Annotated in this window: 18 protein-coding genes; 13 read left to right on the plus strand and 5 right to left on the minus strand. The window is 63.6% G+C overall.

What is annotated here, in order from left to right:
* Positions 1-17: 17 nt before the first annotated feature.
* Entirely contained in the window at positions 18-575 is a 558-nt protein-coding gene (locus tag BLT65_RS10415; RefSeq protein ID WP_091777498.1) for an NADP transhydrogenase subunit beta, read from the plus strand.
* A 109-nt stretch (positions 576-684) separates the two neighbouring features.
* Here BLT65_RS10415 and BLT65_RS10420 read toward each other — a convergent pair whose 3' ends face one another.
* Both BLT65_RS10420 and BLT65_RS10425 read right to left on the minus strand, forming a co-directional pair.
* Positions 685-942 carry a hypothetical protein gene (locus BLT65_RS10420; protein ID WP_042311185.1) on the minus strand — a complete coding sequence of 86 codons (258 nt, stop codon included), beginning with the start codon at positions 940-942 and terminating at the stop codon, positions 685-687.
* Positions 943-1,038: 96 nt separating this feature from the next.
* Complete coding sequence (locus tag BLT65_RS10425) at positions 1,039-1,983, minus strand: LysR family transcriptional regulator (protein WP_042311141.1); 945 nt, start codon at positions 1,981-1,983, stop codon at positions 1,039-1,041.
* A gap of 349 nt (positions 1,984-2,332) precedes the next feature.
* Between BLT65_RS10425 and oxlT the strand changes: the two genes are divergently transcribed.
* The 3 genes from oxlT to BLT65_RS10440 all read left to right on the plus strand — a co-directional run bounded on the left by oxlT (position 2,333) and on the right by BLT65_RS10440 (position 6,247).
* Positions 2,333-3,673 (plus strand): oxalate/formate MFS antiporter, encoded by a 1,341-nt coding sequence (oxlT, locus tag BLT65_RS10430; RefSeq protein ID WP_091777500.1) that lies wholly within the window; start codon positions 2,333-2,335, stop codon positions 3,671-3,673.
* Positions 3,674-3,706: 33 nt separating this feature from the next.
* Positions 3,707-4,726 carry a LysR family transcriptional regulator gene (locus tag BLT65_RS10435; RefSeq protein ID WP_091777502.1) on the plus strand — a complete coding sequence of 340 codons (1,020 nt, stop codon included), beginning with the start codon at positions 3,707-3,709 and terminating at the stop codon, positions 4,724-4,726.
* Between the two features lie 69 nt (positions 4,727-4,795).
* Positions 4,796-6,247 (plus strand): aldehyde dehydrogenase family protein, encoded by a 1,452-nt coding sequence (locus BLT65_RS10440; protein WP_079501139.1) that lies wholly within the window; start codon positions 4,796-4,798, stop codon positions 6,245-6,247.
* 74 nt (positions 6,248-6,321) lie between these two features.
* Here the strand turns inward: BLT65_RS10440 and BLT65_RS10445 are convergent, their stop codons facing one another.
* Complete coding sequence (locus BLT65_RS10445; protein ID WP_091777677.1) at positions 6,322-6,945, minus strand: LysE family translocator; 624 nt, start codon at positions 6,943-6,945, stop codon at positions 6,322-6,324.
* Between the two features lie 170 nt (positions 6,946-7,115).
* On the minus strand, positions 7,116-7,604 hold the full coding sequence (locus tag BLT65_RS10450; protein ID WP_244186473.1) for a hypothetical protein: 489 nt from the start codon (positions 7,602-7,604) through the stop codon (positions 7,116-7,118).
* 436 nt (positions 7,605-8,040) lie between these two features.
* Here BLT65_RS10450 and BLT65_RS10455 point away from each other — a divergent pair, with 436 nt between their 5' ends.
* From BLT65_RS10455 to BLT65_RS10475, 5 genes are all read left to right on the plus strand, one after another.
* Complete coding sequence (locus tag BLT65_RS10455) at positions 8,041-8,829, plus strand: hypothetical protein (RefSeq protein WP_091777506.1); 789 nt, start codon at positions 8,041-8,043, stop codon at positions 8,827-8,829.
* Positions 8,830-8,848: 19 nt separating this feature from the next.
* The gene (locus BLT65_RS10460; RefSeq protein ID WP_091777508.1) at positions 8,849-9,784 is read left to right on the plus strand and encodes a glycosyltransferase family 4 protein; all 936 of its coding nucleotides are present in this window, start codon (positions 8,849-8,851) and stop codon (positions 9,782-9,784) included.
* Positions 9,785-10,076: 292 nt separating this feature from the next.
* Positions 10,077-11,522 (plus strand): M23 family metallopeptidase, encoded by a 1,446-nt coding sequence (locus BLT65_RS10465; RefSeq protein ID WP_091777510.1) that lies wholly within the window; start codon positions 10,077-10,079, stop codon positions 11,520-11,522.
* Positions 11,523-11,821: 299 nt separating this feature from the next.
* Positions 11,822-13,243 (plus strand): DUF2252 domain-containing protein, encoded by a 1,422-nt coding sequence (locus BLT65_RS10470; RefSeq protein ID WP_091777512.1) that lies wholly within the window; start codon positions 11,822-11,824, stop codon positions 13,241-13,243.
* 200 nt (positions 13,244-13,443) lie between these two features.
* A complete protein-coding gene (locus BLT65_RS10475) occupies positions 13,444-13,695 on the plus strand; it encodes a GlsB/YeaQ/YmgE family stress response membrane protein (RefSeq protein WP_091777514.1) in 252 nt (83 codons plus the stop codon).
* A 31-nt stretch (positions 13,696-13,726) separates the two neighbouring features.
* On the opposite strand, the gene BLT65_RS10480 is transcribed toward BLT65_RS10475, so the two are convergent.
* Positions 13,727-14,587, minus strand: a complete 861-nt coding sequence (locus BLT65_RS10480) for a polysaccharide deacetylase family protein (protein WP_091777516.1) — start codon at positions 14,585-14,587, stop codon at positions 13,727-13,729.
* A 275-nt stretch (positions 14,588-14,862) separates the two neighbouring features.
* Here BLT65_RS10480 and BLT65_RS10490 point away from each other — a divergent pair, with 275 nt between their 5' ends.
* The 4 genes from BLT65_RS10490 (at position 14,863) to BLT65_RS10505 (ending at position 18,881) form a co-directional block, all read left to right on the plus strand.
* On the plus strand, positions 14,863-15,738 hold the full coding sequence (locus tag BLT65_RS10490) for a LysR family transcriptional regulator (RefSeq protein WP_091777518.1): 876 nt from the start codon (positions 14,863-14,865) through the stop codon (positions 15,736-15,738).
* Between the two features lie 123 nt (positions 15,739-15,861).
* The gene (locus BLT65_RS10495; RefSeq protein WP_091777519.1) at positions 15,862-17,112 is read left to right on the plus strand and encodes a D-amino acid dehydrogenase; all 1,251 of its coding nucleotides are present in this window, start codon (positions 15,862-15,864) and stop codon (positions 17,110-17,112) included.
* A gap of 46 nt (positions 17,113-17,158) precedes the next feature.
* Complete coding sequence (locus BLT65_RS10500; protein ID WP_091777679.1) at positions 17,159-18,055, plus strand: glutamate/aspartate ABC transporter substrate-binding protein; 897 nt, start codon at positions 17,159-17,161, stop codon at positions 18,053-18,055.
* Positions 18,056-18,104: 49 nt separating this feature from the next.
* Complete coding sequence (locus tag BLT65_RS10505; protein WP_091777522.1) at positions 18,105-18,881, plus strand: SDR family oxidoreductase; 777 nt, start codon at positions 18,105-18,107, stop codon at positions 18,879-18,881.
* Positions 18,882-18,908 lie beyond the last annotated feature (27 nt).

Below are 18,908 nucleotides of genomic sequence, written 5' to 3' on the forward strand. Positions count from 1 at the left end.
CGACGCAAGGAGATGACATGCCGGAAGGTGCGGGCTTCATCGCGTGGTCGGGACTCGAGCGCCTGGAGCTGTATGTGTTCGTGTTTTCAGGCGCATTGCTGCTGGCGATCGCGTCGACCGCGCTCGTCAACCGGTTCACGCATCGCGGGCGGAACATGCGGCAAGTCGCGGCGGGCGACAAGATCGTCGATCTGCTGGCGATGGGATTGTGTATCTGGCTTGGTTACGCTTTTGTCAACGAGCCGGCGCAACTGCCGGGCATCGCGGCTCTATTTGCGGTGAGCCTGCTGGCGGCCGCGCTGGGCGCGCATGTGATGCTGACCACGCACGCGCACGATGTGCGCGCGCCTGCGCATTGCGGCATGTTGGCCCGGCGTGAGGTGTCGTTGCGCGTCGCGTGGGACGGCGACCCTGCGCGCATGCAAGCCGCCGACGATTTCATGCAGCGCTGGACATGGACGAGCAATCCGCGCCGCACGCAGGCGCGCTGCCTGTCAGCTGCGAGGAGCCTGCATATGACGCACGCGGCGATGCGCGTGCGCAGCCGCCAACGTTATCAGGTCAAGCGTCACTGAAGTCACTGAAAAGTCACTGAACAAAACACAGGACGGCCGCGCTTCGCGAATCGTCAGATTCACGAAGCACAGCCGACGGAGAGAGTCATCGATGAACTGCAACCCTGCGTCATTGAGCGACGGACTCGCGATAGAACTGGCTCTTGCGGTCGAAGATCAGCTGCGCGAGAAAATCGGCTTCATAGGCGTTGAGCAGATGCGATTGAAAGCGCTCGATATAGGCGGTAATGCGCGCCATTTCATTGCTGACATCGTCGAAGAAATCGAGCGTGGCCTGGCTCCAGCGAAACCGCAAGCCCAGATCGCTGAACGCGGCGTTGTAGGCGCTCAGCAGCGCTTCATTGTGCAGATCGGCAGACTGATTCATTGCAATGCTCCTGTGTCGAGTGACGAGGCTCGTCAGAAGCATAGGAGCCGCAATGAATCCGCAATAGTTAAAGTTTTATTGGCTATCCATAGCGCGTCACTTATGGACGGCAAGTTGATTCACGCGCGTAATCTGCTCGATCAGGGCCGCGCCTTCTTCCATCAGAAAGCGCTTGAACGCCACGGCAACGGGCGGCAGCCGCTTGTTCTTGCGATGCACGACGTACCAGTTGAGCATCACCGGAAAGCCTTCGACATCCAGCACGACGAGATGCCCGACCTGCAATTCGAGGCTGATCGTATGTGCAGACAGAAACGCGATGCCCATGCCCGCGATCACGGCCTGCTTGATGGTCTCGGTGCTCTTGATTTCCATCGCGATCTTCAGGTTCGTGAGGCGCCCCGCAAAGCCTTCTTCCATCGAATTCCACGTGTCCGAGCCGCGTTCGCGCACCACGAAGGCCTCGCTCGCAAGCTGGCTGATCTTGATGTTGCGCTTGTTGGCAAGAGGATGCGTGGGCGCCGCGACGATCACATACGGATGCGGCGCGAACACTTCGTTGATCGCATCCATTTCCTGCGGCGGACGCACCATCACCGCGAGATCGGTCTGATTGGTCGACAGTTGATGCAGCAGTTCTTCGCGGTTGTGTACGGCAAGGTTCAATTCGACGCCCGCGTATCGACGCGTGAACTCGGCAAGCAGGCGCGGAAAGAAGTAGTCGCCCGCGCTGATCACCGCGACGTTCAGCTTGCCGCCCGATATGCCCTTGAGCTGGCCCATCGCTTCGTCGACTTCATGAAATTGCTGAATGATCGCGCGGCTGTAGTGAAGCATTTCGGTGCCCGCCGGCGTCATGTAGATCTTCTTGCCGAGCTGCTCGAAAAGCGGCAAGCCGGCGTGCTCTTCGAGCTGCCTGACCTGGGTGGAAACGGCGGGCTGCGTGAGATGCAGTTCCTCCGCCGCGCGCGAGAAGCTCAGATGCCGCGCCACTGTTTCGAAGACTTTCAGCTGGCGGAGGGTCGCGTTACGCATTGTCATGGCGGATGTATAAGCGAAGGTGAATCCTCATGGTAACAAACTTTAATTATCAGTAATTCAGCATTGACCCTAGCATGGATTCTGTAATGGACGATTCGCAGCACAAGCATCGGGTTAACGCTTAAAACAAGGCTCCGATGCGACAAAAACAAGAGCCGATGACAGGTACTTTTAACAGGCGAATAAAGCAGACGGTAAATCGGCTTAAAGGTTTTTTTAGAAAAGAAGTAGTGGAATTGGCATTGCGCAATACCCCGAAGCAGCCCGTTTGGGGACACAACTATAAGGTGGCATGCATACAGACCGGCGCTTTGGCCGGCTGCCCTAAATAGATAGCGGAGACAGGCACATGAACAGCATTTCTCAGCAAGCTCCCGTTGCGTTCTGGCGCAACCGGTGGTGGCAACTAGCATTTGGCATCCTGTGTATGGCGCTCGTCGCCAACCTTCAATACGCGTGGACGCTGTTCGTCACACCGATGAGCACAAAGCATCATTGGGGGCAGGCTGAAGTTCAGCTGGCGTTCTCGATCTTCATTCTGACCGAGACGTGGCTGGTGCCGGTGGAAGGGTGGCTCGTCGACCGTTTCGGTCCGCGTCCCGTCGTCGCGGGCGGCGCGATCTGCGCGGGCCTTGCGTGGGTGATGAATTCCTATGCGACGACGTTGCCGGAGTTGTACGCCGCATCCGTGATCGCCGGTATCGGCGCGGGCGGCGTGTACGGCACGTGCGTCGGCAACGCATTGAAGTGGTTCCCGGACAAGCGCGGTCTCGCCGCTGGTTTGACGGCAGCGGGCTTCGGCGCAGGCGCGGCCGTCACGGTGATTCCTATTGCGAACATGATCACGCGCACGGGTTACGAGCACACGTTCATGTTCTTCGGCATCCTGCAGGGCGTCTGCATTTTCGTGCTCGCACTGCTGCTGAGAAAACCCGACGGCGCAAAGGCACCGCCCGCCAAACGCAAGTTCGCGGTCACCAAGCAGGACTACACGCCGGGCCAGATGATCAAGTCGCCTGTGTTCTGGGTGATCTATGCGTCGTTCGTTGCAGTTGCCGCAGGCGGCCTGATGGCGACGGCGCAGCTCGGTCCGATCGCGAAGGACTGGGGCCTCGCGAAACTGCCGATGACGCTGTTCGGCGCCACGCTGCCGCTGCTGACGATGACGCTCTCTATCGACAACGTCTGCAACGGCTTCACGCGTCCGCTGTGCGGCTTCATCTCCGACAAGTTCGGCCGTGAAAACACGATGTTCGCGATCTTCATCGGCGAAGGTCTCGCGCTGCTCGGACTGATGGAGTACGGCCAGAACCCGTATGCGTTCATGACGTTCGCGGCGCTGATCTTCCTGTTCTGGGGCGAAATCTTCTCGATCTTCCCGGCTATCTGTGCGGATACGTTCGGCAGCAAGTACGCGGCGGCGAATGCGGGCACGCTGTACACGGCGAAGGGCACTGCATCGCTGATCGTGCCGATCGCTTCCGTGCTCGCGGCGACGGGCGGCTGGAACCTGGTGTTCATCGTCTCGGCGGTCATCACGATTGCGGCGGGCGTGTCGGCGAAATTCGTGCTCGCACCGATGCGTGCCCGCTGGATTGCGACATCGAACGAGGCGTCTCTCGAACGCGAGCCGGAACTGGCGGCAAACGGACCGGCCCTGCGTCACTGGCCGGAACAGACGGGCGAATAAACCCGTTTCACTTCAACCTGGCGACCTGAACACATGAACGTATCGTTGCAGCAATTGAAGGTGTTCGTCGCCGTCGCGCGTCAGCGGAGTTTCACCCGCGCGGCGCGCGAGTTCGATCTGACCCAGTCGGCCGTGAGCCGGTGCGTGCGTGAACTCGAAGAGGCGATTGCATTGCGCCTCTTCGATCGCACGACGCGGCAGGTCGAACTGACGACAGCGGGTTCAAGGCTCGAACGGCGCATCGGGCGCCTGATCGAGGAAATCGAGCTGACGTTGCGCGAAGAGCGTGCCGCGCACGAGGAGCACACGGGCGTCGTGGTGGTCGCGTGCGATCCCGTGACGTCGTCGGGCTGGCTGCCCGAGCGGCTCGCGCGCAGCGCCGCGATCTTCCCCGACCTGATCGTCACCGCGAAGGAACAGCCTCAGCATGCCGTGCTCGCCGCCATCGAGCAGGGCGAAGTCGACTTCGGCGTACTGTGCGACGCACACGTCGCGGGCGCCGATGCCTTTCACACACAGCCACTCGTCTCGACGCCGCTGTGCGCGGTGCTGCCGCAGGCGCATCCGCTCGCCTCCGGTGCCGCGCTGCACTGGGAAGCGCTGCGCAATACCAGGACTGTCACACAGCTCGTCACGTTGAATGCGGAAGCGGGCACGCGCAACGTGACAGAGCGGGCATTGAACATGCATCGTATCGATGCGGCGCGCGCCAACGAATGTGGACATCTCGCCGCGGCGCTGCGCATGATCGAACTCGGTCTCGGCATTGGCGTATTGCCAGTGGACGAGCATTGCGCCGCGCTGCCGGCGTCGCTTGTCGCGCTTCCGCTCGTGCCTGAGGTGTCCGTGACGACGATGCTGGTGCGCCGCCGCAACCGCTCGTTGCGACCGAATGCCGAAGCCGTCTGGGCGCTGTTTGCCGGCAAGGAATTGCCCGACCATGCTGGCGCGTCCGCGGCGCCTGGTGCAGCATCTATCAATCCAGCCATAAAAGGAGCCACACACGAACCGATGCCGTGCGTACCTGATGAGGCGCTGATGCGTGCTTCATAAGCGCGAGGGTGCGGGCGGTTCAGCCAACGGTTCGCGAAGAAGCTATATCGCAATCGCAAGGAGTACGAGATGGACACTGAAACCGACCTCAGACGCTACGATCTTCTCATCGACGGCAAGCGGCTGCCGCCCGGCACCGGCGAATACACCGTCAATATCAACCCCGCGACTGAAGAGCCGATAGCGCTCGTCGCGCAAGGCAGCGCGCAGGATGTCGATACGGCCGTCAAGGCCGCGCGCGCCGCGCTGAAAGTGTGGAATGGCATGCGCGCCGCCGAGCGCGGCCGCATCCTGATGCGCTTCTCCGAACTGCTGCGCGAACGGCAGGACGAAATCGTCGCGCTGGAAAGCCTCGACGCGGGTAAGCCGCTCGCCGCCGTCAAGCGCCAGGACGTGCCCGCCGCCATCGACACGCTCGCGTACTACGCCGGCTGGTGCGACAAGATCAACGGCCAGGTCGTGCCTGTGCGTCCCGACGCGCTGACCTACACGGTGCGCGAGCCCGTCGGCGTGGTCGGCGCGATCGTGCCGTGGAATTTCCCGCTGATGATCGGCATGTGGAAGATCGCGCCCGCGCTCGCATGCGGCTGCACGATGGTCGTGAAGCCCGCGGAGATTACGCCGCTGTCGGCGTTGCGCATCGGCGAGCTTGCGCTGGAGGCGGGCGTGCCGCCTGGCGTGCTGAACATCGTGACGGGCAAGGGGCGCGTGGTCGGCGATGCGATCGTCGCGCATCCGGGCATCGACAAGGTGACGTTCACGGGTTCGCCGTCGGTCGGGCGCGGCATTCTGCAAGGCGCGGCGAGCAATTTCAAGCGCGTGACGCTGGAACTCGGCGGCAAATCGGCGAACGTGATTTTCGCCGATGCGAATATCGACAACGCGGTCCGCGCGGCCGCCTCGGGCATTTTCTTCAACACGGGGCAGGTGTGTTCGGCGGGCTCGCGCATTCTGGCGCATCGCGATGTCTACGACGAAGTGGTCGAACGGCTCGCGGCGCGCGCGAAAGCGCTCAAGGTCGGCGATCCGTCCGAGCGGGAAACGACCATGGGCCCGCTCGTGTCGGCCGCGCAGATGAAGACGGTGCTCGATTACGTGGACATCGGCCGCAACGAAGGTGCGTCACTTGTAACGGGCGGCGCGCGTATTGGGCAAAAGGGCTTCTTCGTCGAGCCGACGGTGTTCGCGAACGTCGAGCACGAAATGCGCATTTCGCAGGAGGAAATCTTCGGGCCGGTCGCGAGCGTCGTGCGATTCAACGACGAAGAGGACGCCGTACGCATCGCGAACGGCACCGCGTACAGCCTCGCGGCGGGCGTGTGGAGCGCGGATATCGGCCGCGTGCATCGCGTCGCGCATGCGCTGAAGGCGGGCACGGTGTGGATCAACACCTACGGCTATACCGACGTGCGCCTGCCGTGGGGCGGTTCGGGCGATTCGGGCTTTGGCCGCGAACACGGCGATGTCGCGATCGAAAACTTTACGGAACCGAAGTCGATCTGGCTCGCGCTCGAACATTGATCGCGACGCGGCAATAAAAAACGGATCGGACGTTTTGCGTCCGATCCGTTTTTTTTAAGCGCCGCGGCGAAGATTCAGCTCGAGCGCCGCACCAGCAGAAAGCTCACGCCGATCGCGCCGAGAAATGCGCCGCAGCAGCGGTTGAACCAGCGGCGCACGGTGGCACGCGTCAGCCATTTGCCGAGATGCATGCCCGCCCACGAATACAGCGCGATCGCGAACCATTCGAGCACCAGAAAGCTCGCGCCGAGCACGGCGAATTGCGGCAGCATCGGTTTCGAAATATCGACGAATTGCGGCAGAAAAGCGGTGAACACCAGAATCGCCTTCGGATTGCCCGCAGCGACAAAGCATTCCTGGCGCGCGATGCGCCACAGCGATGCGTCGTCCTGTTTCAGCGCATCCATCGGTCCAGCGTCGCTGCGCCACAGCTGGATCGCAAGCCAGATCAGATAGGCGGCGCCCACCAGTTTGATCGCGAGGAAGAACAATTCGGATGCGTGCAGCACGACGGCAAGGCCCGTTGCAGCGAGCACCAGCATGCCCGCAAACGCGACCAACCGTCCGCTGCCGGCGACGAACGCCGTCATGAAGCCGTGCCGCGCGGCGACGTTGATCGACAGCAGATTGTTGGGCCCGGGCGCCATGTTGATCGCAAAGCACGCGGGAAGAAAAAACAGCCAGGCGGTGAGAGACATGACGGCTCGCTCGGACGGGCCGCCGCGCGGCGTTGGTTCGCATGGCGCGCGCGGCGGCGAATTCAGATGGGGAATATCCGATTGTAGCGAAATGCCGGCTGCGGACATGCCGCAGCGGAAGGAAATTGCGCCGCAACCCTGCGGCGCCAGCGCGGAGGAGAGCGCGCCTGTTATTCGACGGGCTGAAGCGCCTGATGAAACGAGGGATCTCTGATGATCGTATCAACGCTGATTTTCACGACGTCGTCGAGTGCGAGTGCGGGGTTCGTGAACTTCTGCCGGAACAGATGGACGGTATTGCTCTTCACATAGACAGTCTGCTTCGTCGACGCATTGGTGACGAAGTAGCAGATGGTCATGGTCCACGTGGCCCGCGGCCGCGCATCGTCCACCGACAACACATCGATTCGGCCGCTCAGCACCAGCTTATCGTGCGTCGTCACGACGATGCCCGACTTGCGCCATGCGGACACGACGGCGTCGCGCACCACCGACTCGACACCTTTCTTCAAGAGGATCGACGTCGTCGCCGTGTTGGCGATGCGGTCGAAGGTGACGTGGCCATCGCGCGCGGGCATGTACGCGAAGTCGCGGGCGGAGGCGATGACGAGCGCGTTGTCCGCAGGCGTCGTCGAGGTCGACGCGGTGGAGCGGGGCACGAAGAAGGAGCACGCGGAGCTGAGGAGCGCGAAGCAGGCGATGCTGGATCGTTTGAGCAGAAGGGGGTTCACGGCAAAGCGCAGCGGGCGTGCCGCTGCGGGATGAAAGTCGAAACCCGAGAGTGTGTCGCGCGGACCTGAGCGCGAATATGAGACGTGTCCTAAAAATACCGCCGCTGCGTGGGATCGAAATCACAAGCGGTCGAACAATTGGCCACGGTCAATACGTGCGCGGCGGGATCAGAACCCTGGCGGGAGGGCGTTTCCCGGCGATCCGGCTGCGTTCGCGGCGAGTCTTTTGAGCGGCATCAATGTGCTAGCCCCTTATCTCGATAAAGTGCCCGTCTTATCGCATTAAGAGTGTTCTTACAGTCTTTTTTTGGATAGTCCGCGATACTCATCGACGCTCATTTTCATCCAGACAAAGAGACCCTCCATGCTTGACTCGTCCGCACTTCAATCGATGAAACCGCTTTTCATGACGCCGTGCTACGGCGGCAACGTCATGGCGAACTTTGCAAATAGCCTGCTCGCGCTCAATAACGCGATGTGGCAGACGGGCATGCAGGGTTCGGTGCGAATCCGTTCAGGCGAAAGCCTGATTACCCGCGCGCGCAATGAATCCGTCGCGGAATTCCTGCTTGATCCGGGCTACACGCATCTGTTCTGGATCGACGCGGACATCGGCTTTTCCGTCGATCAGGTGTTGCGGCTGCTGCTTGCCGATCGCGATGTCGTGGCGGGCGTGTATCCCCTCAAGCGTTTCGACTGGCCCGGCGTGCTGCCCGGCGGACTCACGCAGGAAACCTTTGCCGCGCGCTATCTGCGTTATCCCGTGAACGCACACGACGGCGTCTCGCCAGCGATCGACGGTGACGGCTTTCTCGAAGTCAGCGAAGCGCCGACGGGCTTCATGTGCATCAAGCGCAGCGCGATCGAAACAATGATCGCGCGCCTGCCCGAACTGAAGTACGTGCCCGACGGTCCGCCGGATTCGCCGCTCTACGATCTCTGCTACCGCTTCTTCGATGTGATGGTCGAGCCTTCCACGGGCCGTTATCTGTCGGAAGACTATGCGTTCTGCCGGCGTTGGCGCGATATCGGCGGGCAGGTATTCGTCGATACGCAATCGAAGCTCTCGCATCAGGGCCTCTACACGTGGCACGGCGATTTCGGCGCGTCGATTGCGGCGAGTCCGTTGACGGCGATTGGCGGCGGGTGCTGACGCACAACGTGCTCGACGCATGAACATGGAAACCAACGAACTGAGCGTGCGCGCGCGTGGCGGCACGGAATTGATGCTACGAGCGCTTCATGCTCGACTCGACCCGGAACTGGTGCGGCAGTTTCAAATCATTCCCTCCCGCGTGCGCGAACTCGACCCCGACCGTAAGCGCATTCTCTGGTTGCACGACAAACCAAGCCGCGAAGAATCCAGTTTCCTGGAACAGGCTGAAAATCGCGCGGCGTTTGCGGGCATTGTGTGTGTGTCGCATTATCAGGCGTCGCTTTATCAGATGATTCCTGGCGTACCTTACGCGGAGATGAGCGTGTTGCAAAACGCAATCGAGCCCTTCGGCGCCTATCTTCCGCGACGCAGCGAGCGCATCCGTCTGATCTATCACACGACGCCCGATCGCGGCCTCGAAATCCTTGTTCCCGTCTTCGAATATCTCGCGACGCGCCATCCCGACATCGAGCTGGACGTCTTTTCGAGCTTCAGCATCTACGACTGGACGGAGCGCGACGCGCCCTATCAGCCGCTGTTCGAGCGATGCCGCGCGCATCCGCGTATCCGCTATCACGGCGCGCAGCCAAACGCCGTCGTGCGCAAGGCGCTGAGCGAATGCGACATCTTCGCGTACCCGAACATCGAGCCGGAGACGAGTTGCATCGCAGCCATCGAGGCGATGTCGGCGGGCTGTCTCACGGTCTGCGCGGCGTACGGCGGCTTGCCGGAAACCTGTGCGAACTTCGCGAGGCTCTATCCGTTCACTGAAAACCTGCAGGTACACGCGCAGCGCTTTGCCGCCGTGCTCGACGATGCAATCGAAACTGTCCGGCTGCGCAAAGCGGAAGACGAGTACTTGCGCTCGCAACAGGTCGAATATTTCACGCGCTTTTATTCGTGGGACAGGCGCATCGGCGAATGGGATGCCTATCTGCGCGGCTTGCTGTAACGAGCGGCTGTAGCCTGAAGCCGTCGTCCGCAACGGACGACGGCTCGCTTTTCTGAATGCAGACGCATTCAACCTAAGAAAGTTTTAAGAAAATTAAGAATTAGGCGATTCAGCCCGCGTCCTCCGCTCCCTAAACTCAAAAGCTCACTTGTCGGGCTGCGCGGCGCGATGGAGCGACCAGCCGGTCGCGGGATCGATCGATCCGTCTTCGCCTCGCCACGCGCCGTAGCCGTGCCTTCCCGGTACAGCCGCTCATGCCCGCCGCCCTTTGATTCCAACGCGAGAACCTGACGTGAAGCATCTACGATCATTCCTCGCGCGCAGGCAGGGCATCTCTACGGCAGCGGTTCGTCCGCTGTCCGTCAAACGCAAGACGCTTTCGAGCGTGGCCGCTTTTTCGGCATTGTGGATCGGCGCTTCGGTCGTGCCTGGCACGTCCACCGCCGTGGCCGCTCCGAAGGCGCACAAGCATGGTTCCGCTCACAAGCAGCAGCACCATCATGCACTTGCACACGAGATGACATTGCCGGGCGCGCAACCCGCCACCTCGTTCAATGCCGTAGGGCCTTCGTCGCGCGACGCCGATCGCGCGCTGGCCGAATCCATTGCCCATCCCGCCGACGATGTATTGTCGGCGCCGGCCATCGCCCACCCCGACGACGCGGCCACGCTCGCGCCCGCATACTCGACGGCATCGCTCACCGTGCGTGTACCGTCGAACGAACTGGTGCTCGGCACGGTCTGCGCCACCACGCCGACGATGTGCGTACCCGTTGCGCATGATCGTTCCGACGATGGCCACGAATGGTCGGGCCGCGTGACGCCCGAAGGCGCATCTGACGACCTCGCCCACGCGACGACGCCATTCGGCGACGCCACCGGCTTCGGTATGGCCAACGATGAGCCTCGCTCGAGCTCCGGCCCGATCGGCACCACGCTGCGCGAGTCGCTCGCACAAGCGGGTTTTCCGGCGACGGTCGTCGCACAGATTGGCCGGATCTTTGCTGGCCGCGTGGATGTCGATGCGCCTGCGCAGACGGGCGACGAATACCGGATCGTGATGGACGCAACGGGCGAATCGGGCGCATCGCGCATTGCTTCGCTCGAAGTCCGTCTGAATGGCCGCGCGTACGATGCCCTCTGGTTCACCGCGCCCGGCTCATCGCAAGGTGCGTACTACACGCTCGACGGCGAGCTGATCGCGAGCGAGCCGTTCGCGATGCCGCTGGACTACCGGCGCGTAAGCTCGCCGTTCGGCATGCGTATTCATCCCGTCTTTGGCGAGCCTCGCTTTCACACGGGCGTCGATCTGGCCGCGCCTGCCGGCACGCCGATCTACGCGGCAGCCGCAGGCACCATCGAAATCGCCGTCAACGGCCGTGGTTATGGCAAACACATCGTTCTGCGTCACGAGGACGGCTATTCGACCTACTACGCGCATCTTTCGCTGTTCGCGGGCGCGCTGAAGGTCGGTCAGCGTATCGAGCAGGGGCAGGTGATCGGCTATGTCGGCCGCACAGGAACGGCAACCGGGCCGCATCTGCACTTCGAAGTGCGCAAAGATGACCATCCCGTCGATCCCCTGACGCTGACGGCACATCAATTCGTCGCGCCGCTGTCGGGCACCGCGCGCGTCGCCTTCAACGAGCGCGCCGAGGCCTCCCGCACGAGCCTTGCGGCGCTGCCGTCGCCGGCTGTGCGCATCGCCCTGATTCTCCAGCCGCCGCGCTTCTTCTGACGCGGCAATGCGATGGCGCGCCCTGCGCCATCGCCTTTTCCCTTCTCGTCTGTTCTTCTGCCGCTGCGCTTTGGCGGCACGCGGACTTGCGCACCCGTTCGCCGCAGGATTTAATACAGTCGATCCGATGGACGTTTGCGGTCCGGCACCTTTTGCGCAAATCGGCGACGCGCGCGTCGCGCCTCGCCTCGAACGATCCATCCACGCCAGCCCGAAGCGGTCAACGTCACGATGCGCCCTGGCGGCACGCGGTTGCAGTGCGCCCCGATGCAAGCTGTTTCACAAGAACGGAGAAAAGCATGAAGGCCAGCACCATCGCGGAACGGGAAGCCAACGGGCGCGCGGCCCGCGAACACGCAAAACGCTCCAGTCACCGCGCGATCGGCCATATGCACCGCAATCCCGTCGACCTGTTGCGGCAAAGCAGCGAAGGCCGCGTCGAGCGCCTCGTGCCGCTGCGCTACGGGCGCATGGCGGTGTCGCCGTTCACGTTCTATCGCGGCAGCGCGATCCTGCAGGCACACGATCTCAGCATGACGCCGCACACGTCGCTGACGCTGCCCATCTGCGGCGATGCGCATCTGCTGAATTTCGGCGGCTTCGCGACACCCGAGCGTCAACTGATCTTCGATCTGAACGATTTCGACGAAGTGTCCACCGCGCCTTTCGAATGGGACCTGAAGCGGCTCGTCGCGAGCTTCGTGGTCGCCGCGCGGCACATGCGCTTCAGCAGCGGCGCCGCCTACGATCTCGTGATGACGGCGGCCAACCAGTATCGCGACCGCATGGCGCAGTACGCCGGATGCGGTGCGCTGGAACTGTGGTACGAGCGGATCACGTTCGACCGGATGGTCGATATGGCGGTGAACGCCGAGAATCGCCGCCTGATCCGTCGAGGGATGGAGAAGGCGGCCACCCGCACGCACGAAAGCATGCTCGACAAGCTGTGCGAGCGCGACGGCGACCGCTACGTGATGCGCGACATGCCGCCCAGCCTGTTCCACGTGCATGGCTCGGGCACGCTGTTCGATGCCGAGGACGACTGGTTCCGGATCGGCGACTGGCGCAAGCTGATGCACGAGACGTACGAGGGCTATCTCAAGACGCTCAACGAAGATCGGCGCGAACTGCTGGAGCAGTTCGTGCCGCACGATCTCGCGTTCAAGGTGGTCGGCGTCGGCAGTGTCGGCACGCGCTGTCTCGTGCTGCTGACCGTCGATCCGCACGGCAAGCCGCTCTTTCTGCAGGTCAAGGAGGCGCGGCGCTCGGTGATCGCGCAGCATTTCAAGGCGGGTCCGCGCAAGTTCGAGCCGAAGCACGAGGGCGAACGCGTCGTGCTAGGCCAGCGCATGCTGCAGGCCGCTAGCGATATCTTTCTCGGCTGGTCGACGGGTCCGGCGGGCCGGCATTTCTACTTCCGGCAATTGCGCGACATGAAACTGACGCCCAGCGTCGACCTGTTCGACGTCGATCAGCTGAACGGCTATGCGCGGCTATGCGGCTGGGCGCTGGCGCGCGCACACGCGAAGGCGGGCGGCAAGGCGATCGAGATCAGCGCGTATATTGGACGCAGCGACCAGTTCGCGGAAGCGCTGGCCGAGTATGCGGCGGCGTATGCGGATCAGGTCGAGCGCGATTATGACGTGTTCATGAAAGCGTGCCGAAGCGGCGAGCTCGAGGCGCGCACTGACGAGGACATGTCCGCCGATTTCCGTATCTGACGGGCATAAGGGCATAGGGCATCCGGCGTCCGCGCCGGAATCCCGACGACAATGGCGCGCGTTCGCCAGGCTGTGTCCGATGGCGCGCGTTCCGAAACGGTACAGTCGCGGCATGCGGCGGAAAAACGGGCAGGGGCCGCATGTCGTCTGTAGCGAGCAGTAGCAGCGCACCGTAGTGCTAACTCTGATCGGAGGTTTGCATGCTTTCCCTCATTGGCACGATAGTCGTCGGGTTGATCGTCGGTCTGATTGCGCGCGCGCTCAAACCGGGCGACGACAGCATGGGTTGGATCATGACGATCATTCTCGGTATCGCTGGCTCGCTGATCGCGGGCTATGTCGGGCGCGCGCTTGGCTGGTATCAACCGGGGCAGGCGGCGGGCTGGATCGCGTCGATCATCGGCGCAATCATCCTGCTAGTGATCTACCACCTGGTCCGGCGGCGCGCCTAGGCGGTTCGCAGGCCGCGCGCGGCGCTGTCAGTCAGGCGTCGCGCGCCTCGCGCAGCGTCACGAAGCGCAGTCCGCGCGCGCGCACGGTCTCGATCAGACGCGGCAGCACGTCGAGCACGACGGGCTTGCCCGACGCGTCCTTTGCCGCGCTCGCGTCGTGCAGAAGCAGGATGTCGCGCGCCGCGAGCCCGTCGACGAGCCGTTCCAGCACGCGCTGCGGGTTGCGCTCGCGGGTGTCGAAGCCGCGCCGCGTCCAGGCGGCGAGCCGCAAGTCGAGTTTTTGCAGCACCGGCTCGAGAAACACGTTGCGCAGGCCGGCGGGCGCGCGGAAGAACTGCGGGCGCTCGCCCGTCAGCGCTTCGAGCGTGTGCTGCGCGGCGTCGATTTCCCGCGTCAGTCCGCGCGGCAGCGTGACCGAGAACGTGTGAACGTGGACCTGCGAGTGGTTCTCGACCGCGTGTCCGCGCGCGACGATCTCGCGCATCAGCGCCGGATGTTGCTGCGCGCGCGTGCCGATGCAGAAAAAAGTGGCGCGCACGCCGTGCGCGTCGAGCAGATCGAGCACCTGGGGCGTGACGACCGGGTCGGGGCCGTCGTCGATCGTCAGCGCGACGGCGTCGGCGTTGCGCGGCGTGTCGGGCAGGCGCGTCCAGTTCGGGCCGAGCAGCGACGAGCGCGGCCACAAGCCAATTGTCACAACGACCATATGGCTCGCGAAGATGCCGGCGACCCACCACGGCCAGGCGATGGGCGTGAGCACCCAGCCCGCGACCATCGCGGCATGCCACGCGATGGTGGCGTTGAACATCGGCGGATTGCCTGTGCGGGGCCAGCGACGCGCGGGCGCGGCATGGTCGGCGGCGCGCGGCAGCGGCGGATTCGGTTGATTCATGATGCGTTTCGTCTGCCGGATTCCGTTTCGTCATACCAGCAGGACTGTCGTGATGCACGTCAAACGCGAACGATACCATTGGCGCGCGTCCTGTCTCGAAATTGGCAGAGTTGGAAAGAGATCGCGGGCCGCCGGGTTCGGAGAATTGACGGAAAGGGGCACGGCGGAACGGCAGCCGAGACGGGCGCTGCAATGGAACGGTAATGAAGCCGTAGCGGAACCGAAGCCAGTATCCTTGACCCCTTTCCACCGACCCGCCGACCCGAACCCGCGCCATGCGTCTGCGCCACATCGAAGTTTTCCACGCCATCATGCGCACCGGCTCGCTGTCGAAAGCCGCCGAACTGCTGTGCGTTTCTCAGCCCGCCGTCAGCAAGGTGCTCGCGCACGCGGAGCGCAGCGCGGGCCTCACGCTCTTCAACCGCGTGCATGGCCGCCTTCAGCCGACGCGCGAAGCCGAGCTGCTGTTCTCCGAAACGCAGAAGCTGCAGACCAACCTCGACAGCATCCGCGATCTCGCGCGCAATCTCGCGCGGCAACCCGAAGGGCATTTGCGCATCGGCTGTCTGCCGAGCCTTGGCCTGAGCCTGATTCCGCCCGCCGTCGAGGCGTTTCGCGCGGCGTATCCACGTGTGTCGCTGCGAATCCAGACGCGTCATACCGAGGAATTGCTGAACGCGCTGCTCACGCGCGATCTCGATCTGGCCGTCGCGCTGAATCCGCCGGCGCGGCCGGGCATTGCGTCCGCCGAGCTGGGGCGCACGCCCGTCGTGTGCGTCGGCCCGCGCGATGAAGCCGCAGGCGACACGCCGATCACGCTGCAAGAATTCGTGGAAGGCGACTGGATCGGCATCGGCAATGCCGACCCGCTTGGCGAGATGATCGGCAATGCGCTGGAAGCACCGGGCCTCGACGGTCACGCGCCCGCCGTCGAGGCGCACACGTGGCACGTCGCCCGCGCGCTGGCCGCGCGCGGCATCGGCCATGCGCTGCTCGACGAGTTGACCGCGAAGAGCGGTGCGGAAGCCGTGACCGTGCGGCCGGTTACACCGCCGTTGTCGGTCGGCGTGTTCGCGTTGTGGCGCGACGGCGGTCTGACGTCGCAGGCGGGTAACGCGTTCGTCGACGTGTTGCGCGCGCATTTTGCGTAGGCCAGGCGCGTGGAAACGCACACCCTTAACCTGAGGTTATGCAGCCTCGCATCTCGTCAATTGATACGCCGTTTTCGGCGCGCGACACTCGCCTGCAATGTAATCGCAAGGTAGTGAGCCTTCATGCATGTCTGTGTCCTCGGAGCGGGCGTCGTCGGACTGACGACGGCCTGGAGCCTGGCCCGCGATGGCCACGACGTCACGATCGTCGAGGCGCGCGGCGGCGCGGCGCTCGAAGCGAGCTTCGCAAACGGCGGCCAGTTGAGCTACAGCTACGTCGCGCCGCTCGCCGATCCCGCCGTGCTGCCCAAGCTGCCCGCGTGGCTGTTGCAGCGCGACTCCGCGCTGCGTTTTATTCCGCGTTTCGATGTGCAGCAGTGGCGCTGGTGCGTCGCGTTCCTGCTCGCGTGCCGCAGCCGTCGCGCGCGGCAGACGGCACTGGAAATGCTGAGCCTCGGCGCGCTCAGCAAGGCGGCGCTGCATGACATCGTCGAGCACGAGTCGATTGCGTTCGACTATGTGCGCAACGGCAAGCTCGTCGTCTATCGCGACGCGCACGAGTTCGAGCGCGCGCGCCGCAAGATGGAACTGCTCGTCGCGGCGGGCTCGAATCAGCGTGCGCTCGACGGCAGCGCCTGCGTCGCGCTCGAACCCGCGCTCGCGCACGCGCAGCCGCTGATCGCGGGCGGTATCCATACGCCGTCGGAAGAAGCGGGCGATTGCCATCGCTTCGGTGTTGCGCTGGCGGATGCGCTGCAGCGGCGTCATCGCGTGACGATCCGCTACGAGACGCCCGTGCGCGAACTCGTCAGCGAAGACGGCCGGATCGTCGCGGCGCGCACCGCGGCGGGCGATATCGAAGCCGATGCGTTCGTCGTCGCGCTCGGGCTTGGCAGCGTTCCGCTGCTCGAAGCGCTTGGCGTGCGTCTGCCCGTCTATCCGCTGACGGGCTACAGCCTGACGATACTCAACGCCGATCCGCTCCACACGCCGCGCGTCAGCGTGACGGACCTGCATCGAAAGATTGTCTATGCGCCGCTTGGCGGGCGCTTGCGGATTGCAGGCATGGTCGAGATTGCGGGGGTGAGCGACGCGCAGCGGGCAGGGCGCGTCGAACTGCTGAAGCGCCAGGCGCAGGAGATCTTCCCCGCCGCCGGCGACTACGCGAACGCGCAGACCTGGTGCGGCCACCGTCCCGCGACGCCCGATTCGAAGCCGCTAATCGGCAGAACGCCGTACAGCAACCTCTGGCTCAACACGGGCCACGGCGCGTTGGGCTTTACGCTCGCGTGCGGCAGCGCGCGCGTGATCGCCGACGTGATCGCGGGCCGCGCGCCGTCCGTCGATATCGACGCCTACGCATACGACCGCTGATTTCGTTGCACACACATCCATAACAGGAGAGACCATGAAAACAACGATGACGAAGCACGCAACGCTCACGGCACTGATCGCAGTCACCCTCTGCGGAGGCAACGCGCACGCGGAGGACTCGAGCGCGACCTTGAAGAAGATCCGCGAAACGGGCGCGATCTCGCTCGGCGTGCGCGAATCGTCGGTGCCGTTCTCGTACTACGACGAGGAACAGCACGTGATCGGCTATTCGCAGGCGATCGCGTTGAAGATCGTCGACGAGGTGAAAAAAGAGCTGAAGCTGCCGGACCTGAAGGTGCGCGAGATTCCCATCACGTCGCAGAACCGCATTCCGCTCGTGCAGAACGGCACGATCGATATCGAATGCGGTTCGACCACCCACACGAAAGAGCGCGACAACCAGGCTGCGTTCTCGAACAGCTTCTTCCAGTACGGCGTGCGCATGATCGTGAAGAAGGACTCGGGCGTGAAGGACTTCGGCGACCTCGCCAACAAGACGGTCGTGACGACGGCGGGCACATCGGAAGAGCGTCTGCTGCGGCAGATGAACGCTGAGAAGTCGATGAACATGCGCCTCATCAGCGCGAAGGATCACGCCGAGTCGTTCCTCAACGTGAAGACGGGGCGTGCCGTCGCCTTCGTGATGGACGATCCGCTGCTGTACGGCGCGAAAGCGAAAGAGGCGAACGCCGACGACTACGTGATCACGGGCACGTCGCCGATGTCGGAGGTGTATGGCTGCATGTTTCGCAAAGATGATCCGGGCTTCAAGAAACTGGTCGACGGCGTGATCGCGCGCTTGCAAACTTCTGGTGAAGCGGCGAACCTTTATCAGAAGTGGTTCACGCAACCCATTCCGCCGAAGGGCATCAACCTGAACTATCCGTTGTCGGCGGAGATGAAACAGCTGTTCGCGAAGCCGAACGACCGCGCGCTCGATTGACGGGCCTGCGTCGCGCCGCGTCGCGGGCAGCACGACCTGGAGATACGGTGTGACGCAGACAGCAGAGACAACGCAAGCAAACAAAGTAGCGCTCGTGACGGGCGCGGGCAGCGGCATCGGCAAGGCGACGGCGCTCAAGCTGCTCGCCAATGGCTATAGCGTCGTGCTGACCGGGCGCAGGCAGGCCCCACTCGATGCGCTCGCAACAGATGCACAGGCGCACGGCCAGGACGCACTCGCCGTCGCCTGCGACGTGACGGATGCCGCGAGCGTCGCCGCGCTGTTCGACGCAATCCGGCTGCGCTACGGGCGGCTCGACGTGCTGTTCAACAACGCGGGCCGCAATGCGCCGCCCGTCGAAATCGACCAGATCGAACTCGACGACTGGCGTTCCGTCGTCGATACCAACCTCACGGGCGTGTTCCTCTGCACGCGCGCGGCATTCGGGATGATGAAGGCGCAATCGCCGCGCGGCGGCCGCATCATCAACAACGGCTCGATCTCCGCGCATGCGCCGCGTCCGCTGAGCATCGCGTACACGGCGACCAAGCATGCGATCACGGGTCTCACAAAATCGGTCTCGCTCGATGGCCGGCCTTACGACATCGTGTGCGGCCAGATCGACATCGGCAACGCCGAGACGGAAATGGCCGAGCGGATGGCGCGCGGCGTGCCGCAGGCCAACGGCACGATCGCCGTCGAGCCGCTGATGAACGTCGAACATGTCGCCGATGCCGTGCTGCACATGGCGAATCTGCCGCTGTCGGCGAACGTGCAGTTCATGACGATCATGGCGAGCAAGATGCCGTTCGTCGGCCGCGGATGACGCGGATGTGACACAACGCGGCGCGGG

It is taken from the genome of Paraburkholderia steynii (genome assembly GCF_900100565.1).
In the GTDB taxonomy this organism is placed as follows: domain Bacteria; phylum Pseudomonadota; class Gammaproteobacteria; order Burkholderiales; family Burkholderiaceae; genus Paraburkholderia; species Paraburkholderia terrae.